The 9578-nt window shown below is 52.2% G+C and carries 9 protein-coding genes; 7 read left to right on the top strand and 2 right to left on the bottom strand.

What is annotated here, in order from left to right:
- Positions 1–26: 26 nt before the first annotated feature.
- From J1785_RS21555 to J1785_RS21585, 7 genes are all read left to right on the top strand, one after another.
- A complete protein-coding gene (locus tag J1785_RS21555; RefSeq protein ID WP_217220643.1) occupies positions 27–2174 on the top strand; it encodes an intracellular growth attenuator family protein in 2148 nt (715 codons plus the stop codon).
- 114 nt (positions 2175–2288) lie between these two features.
- Positions 2289–2978, top strand: coding sequence for a GMP/IMP nucleotidase (yrfG, locus tag J1785_RS21560; RefSeq protein ID WP_217138456.1), 690 nt, complete (start codon positions 2289–2291; stop codon positions 2976–2978).
- Between the two features lie 24 nt (positions 2979–3002).
- Positions 3003–3407, top strand: coding sequence for a ribosome-associated heat shock protein Hsp15 (gene hslR / locus J1785_RS21565; protein ID WP_129953795.1), 405 nt, complete (start codon positions 3003–3005; stop codon positions 3405–3407).
- A gap of 58 nt (positions 3408–3465) precedes the next feature.
- The gene (gene hslO / locus J1785_RS21570; RefSeq protein WP_129953796.1) at positions 3466–4350 is read left to right on the top strand and encodes an Hsp33 family molecular chaperone HslO; all 885 of its coding nucleotides are present in this window, start codon (positions 3466–3468) and stop codon (positions 4348–4350) included.
- A gap of 227 nt (positions 4351–4577) precedes the next feature.
- Positions 4578–6200, top strand: coding sequence for a phosphoenolpyruvate carboxykinase (ATP) (gene pckA / locus J1785_RS21575; RefSeq protein ID WP_129953797.1), 1623 nt, complete (start codon positions 4578–4580; stop codon positions 6198–6200).
- A gap of 101 nt (positions 6201–6301) precedes the next feature.
- Positions 6302–6514 carry a FitA-like ribbon-helix-helix domain-containing protein gene (locus J1785_RS21580; RefSeq protein ID WP_129953798.1) on the top strand — a complete coding sequence of 71 codons (213 nt, stop codon included), beginning with the start codon at positions 6302–6304 and terminating at the stop codon, positions 6512–6514.
- On the top strand, positions 6511–6990 hold the full coding sequence (locus J1785_RS21585; RefSeq protein WP_217220646.1) for a PIN domain-containing protein: 480 nt from the start codon (positions 6511–6513) through the stop codon (positions 6988–6990). The genes J1785_RS21580 and J1785_RS21585 overlap by 4 nt, the downstream gene beginning before the upstream one ends.
- A gap of 261 nt (positions 6991–7251) precedes the next feature.
- Here J1785_RS21585 and envZ read toward each other — a convergent pair whose 3' ends face one another.
- Both envZ and ompR read right to left on the bottom strand, forming a co-directional pair.
- Positions 7252–8613, bottom strand: coding sequence for a two-component system sensor histidine kinase EnvZ (envZ, locus tag J1785_RS21590; RefSeq protein ID WP_129991455.1), 1362 nt, complete (start codon positions 8611–8613; stop codon positions 7252–7254).
- A complete protein-coding gene (ompR, locus tag J1785_RS21595) occupies positions 8610–9329 on the bottom strand; it encodes an osmolarity response regulator transcription factor OmpR (protein WP_009635740.1) in 720 nt (239 codons plus the stop codon). The genes envZ and ompR overlap by 4 nt, the downstream gene beginning before the upstream one ends.
- Positions 9330–9578 lie beyond the last annotated feature (249 nt).

Raw genomic sequence — 9578 nt, forward strand, 5'->3', positions numbered from 1 at the left:
GTCACCCACGTCTGAACGGGGATCGGATGAGCACAGTAGTCGTGACACTGGTGTTGTTGTGTATCGCAATTATTGCTACAGCGTCTTATTTTTGGCTTGTATTGCGTCGCCGCCAACGCGACGAGTCCGTCGTGCGTTTCTCCACACCGAGTCAGCGCAAACTCTCTCAGAAAGAACGCGATGCAGTTGAACGCTATCTGCGGCAAAATGAAGGCCTCGGCCAGACGCCAATTACCCACCGCAATAATCTGATTATCCTGCGCGATAAACTGACGCTGACCACTAAAAGCGAAAATGTTTATAGCCTGACCCGCGCAATCACCCGCTATGGTGTAGCGAGTGAAGATCCTAACAAATGGCGTTACTTCCTCGATTCTACTGAAATTCACCTGCCGCCATTCTGGGAGCAATACATTGCTCAGGAAAATCAGGTCGAGCTGATCAAAACGCAGAGCCTGCCGCTGGTCATTTCACTCAACGGCCATACCCTGACCGACCACGTTTACGAAGGCCCCGCGCCAGTTTCAGCGGTGATACCTTCGCAGCCGCAAAATGCGTCTATCCGGCACGAAGAAAGCGAGCATATAGAACTGGTCAAAGTCCGCCGCGAAACGCGTGAAGAGCATGCGCTGACCCGGTCGAACGGCGTAAAAGAAGCGGTGGCCGTTTCCGCCATTCTGCTGCTGCTTTTTATCACGCTGCAAAGTCCGGTGATCTTTCTACCCTGGTTGCTGACGCTTTCGGCAGGGTTAGCTGTCTGGGTTATCTGGCGCTTAGTGTCCGAACGTTTAGGTAAAAATCGCAAGGAAATCCATTGCCTGCGTGGCTTACCTAAACGCTGGGGTTTGTTTGGTGAATCCAAACAAGGGGATATCAGTAATATTTCACTCGGTGTGGTAGACCTGATTTATCCGCCTCACTGGCAGCCCTATATTGGCCGTGATCTCGGACAGCCTACGGATGTAGAAGTCTATATGAACAGCCACGTCGTGCGTCAGGGGAGTTATCTGACACTCCACGAGGAAGTGAAAAAATTTCCCCTCCAGCAGTGGGGAAGAAATCTGGTGCTCGCCACCAGCGCCTTCCTCCTGCTGCTGGCGTTACTGGTTTATGTGCCGCTTGGACTGCCGCTCAAACTCAGCGTTGCCTGGTTGCAGGGAGCACAAAGTTCGCAGGTTAACAGCGTACAGGAACTCGAAAAGGCGGCTCTGCGCGTCGGCGATACCTTGAAAGTTCAGGGTTCCGGGATGTGTTATGTGCCACCGTCGGGCAGCCGTTCCGCCACGGGTTTTATGCCTTTTGATTGTTCAGCGATTTACTGGAATACCGCGACGCCTCTTCCGGTTCCGCAGTCAGAAATTATTGATGCCGCTACGGCGCTGCAAACAACGGTGAACAACCAGCTGCATCCCGGTCAGAACCAGACGCCTGAGCAAAACATTAATCCGCAGCTGGCCACCGCCATCGAAAAATCCGGGATGATCCTGCTTGATGATTTCGCAGATATCGTGCTGAAAACCGAAACGCTGTGCGGAAACAGCAATGATTGTGTTCGGCTGAAAAACGCGCTGGTGAATCTGGGCAATTCGAGCAACTGGAACTCACTGGTGAAGCGGGCACAGGCGGGCACATTGCAGGGGATTAACGTTCTGCTGCGTCCGGTCAGTGCGCAATCGCTGAGCGAACTGGTGAATAACGCAACATCTTCTTTCTTTGTTCAGGAGACCCGTCGTGCTGCTGACAGGCTTAACAGCCCGCCACCGGGTGGGTTCCTGATAAGCAATGATGAAGGACGTCAGCTGATTGAGATGCCAGCTCCTCCGGTGGGTGTATTGGCTAACCCGCCGCAGGAACAGTGGAAGCAGTTGCAACAGTTATCAACACTCTTGCTGCATACCCCTTTCAGTGCGCAGGGCGTGATCACCAGTATCAGTATCGATGCTAACGGAACCCGTCACATTTCGCTGCACAGCGAGCCGGATATCTCAACGCTCTGGCGTTATCTGGGCACCAGCTTATTACTGTTATTGTTGATCGGTGTTCTGGTGGTTAATAGCCTGCTGTTTATCCGCCGCTTCATCAAAGATAAGCGCCGGATAGACGATATTCAGCAATACTATAATGCCTGCTTTCATCCCACGCTGATGCCCATACCCGCGCAAAAACTGGGTTGAAAAGCACCGGGCGTCCCTGCGTCCCCCGGTCAGATTATGCTACCCTGACGCCCTTCCCTGCTTTCATATATTTGTCCCTGCGGCTTCTCACAGCCGCAAGAACATGGAGTTTTCATGTCCCCTGATTTTGACTGGCAATGCATCGATACCGTTTTACTGGATATGGACGGTACATTGTTGGATCTGGCTTTTGACAGCCAGTTCTGGTTGCAGGATGTCCCGCTGGCCCTCAGCCAGCAGCGTGCGATCCCGCTTGAAAACGCACGCCAGTTAATTCATACCGAATACCTTGCCGTTCAGCACACCATGAACTGGTATTGCTTCGATTACTGGAGCGAAAAGCTAAGCCTGGATATCTACCAGATGACGACAAACATCGGCAAAAATGCGCGGCTTCGCGACGATACCCTGCCTTTTTTAGCTCACCTGCGTGAAAGCGGACGGCAAACAATTCTGCTCACTAATGCACATCCGCACAGCCTTTCCGTTAAAATTGAACATACCGGATTAGATCAGCACCTTGATTTACTCCTTTCCACCCACACATTTGGTTATCCGAAGGAAGATCAGCGGTTGTGGTCTGCCGTTCAGCAGCAAACGGGCTTTAATCCCGACAGAACCCTATTTGTCGATGACGGTGAACCTATCCTCAATGCGGCAAAAACCTTCGGCATCCGCTATTGTCTGGGTATAGAAAACCCAGATTCGACCATGGCAAATAAGTCATTTGAAGGACATCCTTCCATCAATGACTACCGCAGCCTGTTGCCTGCAATTCACCCTGTAACAGGCCCGGCGAAGTAATACCGGTATGCTCAGGGGAGGGTTATGAAAGGTAAAACGCAAGACGATGATAATGCAGTGCGCCTCGATAAATGGTTGTGGGCGGCTCGTTTTTATAAGACCCGTGCGCTGGCACGCGAGATGATTGATGGCGGCAAAGTGCATTACAACGGTCAGCGGGGGAAACCCAGCAAGCTGATGGAACTGAATGCCGAAATTACCTTGCGCCAGGGAAATGATACAAAAACGATCATCGTTTTGGGGCTCACCACTCAGCGCCGCAGTGCGGAAGAAGCACAGAAACTGTATCAGGAAACCGGTGCGAGCATTGCCAGCCGGGAAAAAATTTCCGAGGCGCGCAAAATGAATGCGATGCCGCACCCGGACAGACGTCCGGACAAAAAGGAACGCCGCAACCTGATCAAATTTAAATATGGCGATACTGAATAAATCTTCAATCTTTCGATGAAAGAGGAAGGATTTACGTTCGCTAAACAGAGAGAAAACTATGTCTAATCACGACCAACTGCATCGCTACCTGTTCAGTCATCACGCCGTTCGCGGTGAACTGGTCTCACTCAAAGAAACCTTCCAGCAGGTTATTGCCGGTCACGAGTATCCGGCCGAAGTGCGTACTCTGCTGGGTGAAATGTTGGTGGCGACCAGCCTGCTGACTGCCACCCTGAAATTTGACGGCGATATTACCGTGCAGTTGCAGGGCGATGGCCCGCTGAAACTGGCCGTGATCAACGGTAATAACAAGCAGGAATTGCGCGGTGTGGCACGTCTGCAGGGTGACATCATCGAAGGCAGTACACTGAAAGAGATGATTGGCAACGGCTACATGGTGATCACTATTTCTCCGACCGTTGGCGAACGCTATCAGGGCGTCGTGGGGCTGGAAGGCGAAAACCTGGCAGAATGTCTGGAAAACTATTTCATGCAGTCTGAACAGCTACCCACCCGCATCTTCATCCGTACCGGTGAAGTGGAAGGCCAGCCTGCTGCAGGTGCCATGTTGTTACAGGTTCTGCCAGCGCAAGATACAGACCCGGAAGAGTTCAGCCATCTGGCACAACTGACCACCACCATCAAAGCGGAAGAACTGCTGACTCTGCCGGCAAATGAAGTGCTTTATCGTCTGTATCATCAGGAAGAGGTCACGCTGTATGAGCCGCAGGATGTGTGTTTCCGTTGCACCTGCTCCCGCGAACGTTGTGCCGCCGCGCTGCTGACGCTGCCGGATGAAGATATTCACGAAATGCTGGAAGCTGATGGAAAAATCGAGATGCACTGCGATTATTGTGGCGCAGACTATGAATTTGATGGGATGGATATGGCGACGCTGAAAGCCAGCGGTGATGTCCATTCCGGAGATGATCACATTCATTGATCGTTGATACGCTCAGCCTGAGGGACTTTTCACTGAAAGGTCCCTTTTTTATTGCTTTTTCATAACCTCGCTTGCACACCTTTCGGGTTTTTCATCACAATTCTGGAAAAACATTCACATCTGCCGTTATTCTTTGAGACCTGTCGCGGCACAAAAGCGATATATACCTACAATAACAACTGATTTATCCCTATTGACGGGATCCAAGTTCAGCAAGGAGCAGGGAAATGCCAACCACTATCGGTATCACCGCCGAAACACTCTCCCAGTATGGGATCCACCAGAATAGCGAAATTGTCTATAACCCTGATTACGAAACTCTTTTTGCAGAAGAGACAGCCCCGGGCCTGGAAGGTTATGAACGCGGGCAGGTGACAGAGCTTGGCGCCGTGAATGTCGATACCGGCATTTTCACCGGCCGCTCGCCGAAAGATAAATACATCGTCCGTGATGACACCACCCGCGATACGCTCTGGTGGGCTGATCAGGGCAAAGGAAAAAATGACAACAAACCGCTGTCGCAGGAAATCTGGACCTCATTGAAGACGCTGGTCGGCAAACAGTTATCCGGGAAACGTTTGTTTATTGTCGATGCATTCTGCGGTGCTAATGCTGACTCCCGCCTGAAAGTACGCTTTATCACGGAAGTCGCCTGGCAGGCGCATTTCGTCAAGAACATGTTTATCCGCCCGGAAGCAGGTGAACTGGAAAATTTCGAACCTGATTTCATCGTGATGAACGGCGCCAAATGCACCAATCCGGACTGGCAGACACAGGGCCTGAATTCTGAAAACTTCATCGCCTTCAACCTGACCGAGCGCATCCAGCTGATCGGCGGCTCGTGGTACGGCGGCGAAATGAAGAAAGGCATGTTCGCGGTCATGAACTATCTGCTGCCGTTGCAGGGTATCGCGTCAATGCATTGCTCGGCAAACGTGGGCGAAAAAGGTGATGTAGCGGTATTCTTTGGCCTCTCCGGGACAGGTAAAACCACCTTATCCACCGATCCCAAGCGTAAGCTTATCGGCGATGATGAACACGGCTGGGACGATGACGGCGTGTTTAACTTTGAAGGTGGCTGTTATGCCAAAACCATCAGACTCAGCCAGGAAGCCGAGCCGGAAATTTTCGGTGCGATAAAACGCGATGCCTTGCTGGAAAACGTGATGGTCAGCGAAGACGGAAAAATCGATTTCAACGACAGCAGCAAAACCGAAAATACCCGCGTCTCTTATCCGATTTATCATATTCAGAATATCGTAAAACCGGTATCGAAAGCCGGCCATGCCCGCAAAGTGATTTTTCTGACGGCCGATGCTTTTGGCGTACTACCGCCGGTTTCGCGTCTGACACCTGCGCAAACGCAATACCACTTTCTGTCAGGTTTCACCGCCAAACTGGCCGGTACCGAGCGTGGTGTGAATGAGCCTACCCCCACCTTTTCTGCCTGCTTCGGTGCAGCATTTCTGATGTTGCACCCGACGCAATACTCTGAAGTACTGGTGAAGCGTATGGAAGCCGCAGGGGCTCAGGCTTATCTGGTTAATACCGGCTGGAACGGCACCGGCAAACGTATTTCGCTGAAAAATACCCGCGCTATTATCGATGCGATCCTCAACGATACCCTTGATGAAGCGGAAACCTTCACGTTGCCGCTGTTTAATCTGGCAGTGCCGGTGGTTCTGCCAGGCGTTGACACGCACATTCTGGATCCGCGCAATACTTACGCCAGTCGTGAGCAATGGCAGGAGAAAGCCGAGCACCTGGCACAGTTGTTTATTAATAATTTCGATAAATACACCGATACTCCGGCCGGAGCTGCGCTGGTCAGTGCAGGGCCGAAACGTTAAGTTTCAGACACTTTTAACAGGCGCGGGCTCCCGCGCCTTTTTTATTGCAACCGGCACAGCCGCATTTCAGAATAACAGTATTGCTGACAGAGGAGCCTGTTATGGCGACAATTACCGTTCGTAACCTGGATGATGAAGTGAAGGAATTACTGCGCATCGCTGCAGCCAGAAAAGGCCATTCGATGGAAGAAGAAGCACGTTTAATACTGAAACAGGCGCTGACCACTGCGGTGCCTGGTTTTGGTCTTGGCAGTCAGCTTCGACAACGTTTCTCTTCCCTGAGCGTGGAACACCTGGAACGACCACCGAAATGATTATCCTCAATACCGCCGTCATCCTTGAGATGATTAGCCCCGGACCGCAAAAGAACGTGCTGCAATGGCTGGATGCGCAGGACGCAACACAACTGTACCTGACCAGCCTGAACGTCGCGGCGCTTTTCACCTGGGCGGATAATCTGCCGGAGAACCAGCCGAAGGCCGCACTTTCCGATGCCTTACTGGAGATGTTAAACCAGGATTTCGCCGGGCGTCTGCTGTCATTTGATGCTGCCAGCGCACTGTATTACCCGGAGGTGCTGACACTAACAAAGGCGGCCAATATCGTGATGTCGGAGCGTGATATGCAGCTTGCGGCGATTTGCCTGCACCATCAGGCGAGGCTGGCCACGGATCACACGGAAGTGTTTGCCCATACGGGCGTGGTGTTAGTTAATCCGTGGGATACAGCGGAGACGCCGAGATGGCGGGAAGAAGCGGCAGAATATTATGTGATGAGCAGGAAGAGTTGAGGGGTGGATTGCCAGCACTGGCTTTTCACTGCGCGCTTCGCCCGCTGACTTTGCTTCCGGTGCTGCAGCGACAACCGTAAAACGCCCTCCCTGCCTCCCCCATCGCAGGGGGAGGAGCACAACTGCCTTTGAATTTAAGATCGTGCGGGCGGTTCAGAAACGTGCTGAATGACAGGTTGCAGACTTGAGGCTGCAATCCCGAATTAAGAAACCGAAACTTTCACCTGTCTGAATAAAAGGGACTATTAAGGCCCCCCTTAATCAAACCGGTTTCTGCTGAACCGCCACCGCTTTCAGCATCTCCACCGGCAACGGCAAATATGCGCGAATCCGCAATCCTCCCCGGTCACTTTTCCCGATATCCAGCGTGCCCGAATGGGCATCAATAATGCGCTGAACAATCGCCAGACCGAGTCCGGTTCCGCTGGTGGTTCGCGCACTTTCACCACGCACGAAGGGCTGGAACAAATGCTTAAGCTGGTCAGGTTCAATACCCGGACCATCGTCCTCCACCTGGAACCAGGCCCGCTGCAGTTCGCGGCCACTGCTGACTTTAATCCAGCCGTCGCCGTATCGGGCGGCGTTGACCACCATATTGACCACCGCACGTTTGATCGACAGCGGATGCACATTAACCAGCAATTCACCGTCGGCCAGATCAGAATCTATTTCACGCTCATACCCGCTTTCCGTCGCGATCACTTCACCCAAAATACTGTTGAGATCGGTGATTTCTGTCGGCATCTCCTGGCCGGTGCGCAAATAATCGATGAACTGCTCGATGATGGCATTGCACTCTTCTATGTCTTTATTGATCGACTCAGCAAGATAGCTATCATCATCACCCATCATTTCTGTCGCCAGACGAATACGCGTCAGCGGGGTACGCAAATCGTGGCTGACACCTGCCATCAGTAAAGTACGGTCATCAGCCAGCAATTTGACACCGGCTGCCATCTGATTGAAGGCTCGCGTAACAGAACGCACCTCAGACGCACCGTATTCACGCAGTGGTGGCGGAATAATACCTTTACCGACCTGCAACGCCGCATGTTCCAGCTCGACCAGGGGTCGGTTCTGAATACGGATAAACAGCCAGGCACCACCAATCGCCAACAACATAATCGCCAGCGTATAGCGGAATAACGGAGAGAAATCGCCCTGATGGATTTCGGTTAGCGGGACACGCACCCAGATGTCAGGCGACAACCAGGTTTTCAACCACACCACCGGGGTATTTTTATTGACCTCGACGCGCACGTCGGTAGGGCCACCGAGCTGCTGTGCCATCTGCTGACTGAGGAATTCGTAATGCTGCGCCCAGCGCAAACCACTCTCCTCTGCCGCAGAGTTGGTATAAAGAGAAATGCCCAGTTCGCGGTAGATTTCGCGACGAAATGCCGGTGGCACAGCCAGCAACGTCCCATCCTCCAGCTGCAACCGGTCGGTCATCAGCATACGCACTTCGTATGCCAGTACCTTATTGAACTGTTGAAGGCTGGGCAGAATGGCGAAATTCAGCACCACCAGATAGGTCGTCACCAGGCTGACGAACAGCAAGGTGACGATTAATAACAGGGTTCGGGCAAACGAGCTACGCGGTGAAAAGCGTATTCGCTTCATGCCTTACTGCCGTCCGGTACAAATACATAGCCCAGGCCCCAGACTGTCTGGATATAGCGCGGATGCGCCGGATCTTCTTCTACCATGCGGCGCAGACGGGAAATCTGCACATCGATAGAACGTTCCATCGCACTGTATTCACGGCCACGCGCCAGATTCATCAGCTTGTCACGGGACAGCGGCTCACGCGGATGGCTTACCAGCGCTTTCAACACGGCAAACTCGCCACTGGTCAGCGGCATAGGTTCATCTTCGCGGAACATTTCGCGGGTACCGAGGTTCAGTTTGAATTTACCAAATGAGATGACCGCTTCTTCCTGAGAAGGTGCGCCTGGCAGTTCATTGGCCTGACGGCGCAGGACAGCACGGATACGGGCCAGCAATTCACGCGGGTTAAATGGCTTAGGAATATAGTCGTCGGCACCAATTTCCAGCCCCACGATACGGTCTACTTCTTCACCTTTTGCCGTAACCATAATGATCGGCATCGGGTTGCTCTGGCTACGCAGGCGACGGCAGATCGACAAACCATCTTCACCGGGCAGCATCAGATCCAGAACCATCAGGTGGAATGATTCACGGGTCAGTAAACGGTCCATTTGTTCAGCATTGGCAACGCTACGCACCTGGAAGCCCTGTTCAGTCAGATAACGCTCAAGAAGTGCGCGCAGACGCATATCGTCATCGACCACCAGAATCTTGTGATTTTCTTGCATTTAAATCTCCCAAAGGCGTGAATGCCTGAAGCTTGTATTGTTAGAAAAGTCAGCTAAAACAGACAGCGTTTAATGGTATATATTCTAGTCGAAATTGTAACAATGATTATGGATTTCCTAATTTATCAACAATATCAGAGGAATCTTCCGCACGCGAAGGATGGTTTGTTACCGTTTGTCCCCCTCATCCCCGTTACCGCTCCTGCGCTGGGTTGTTCACTACCTGACCATTTATGGCAAAAAGCCCCC

It is taken from the genome of Rahnella perminowiae (genome assembly GCF_019049755.1).
Taxonomy (GTDB): domain Bacteria; phylum Pseudomonadota; class Gammaproteobacteria; order Enterobacterales; family Enterobacteriaceae; genus Rahnella; species Rahnella perminowiae.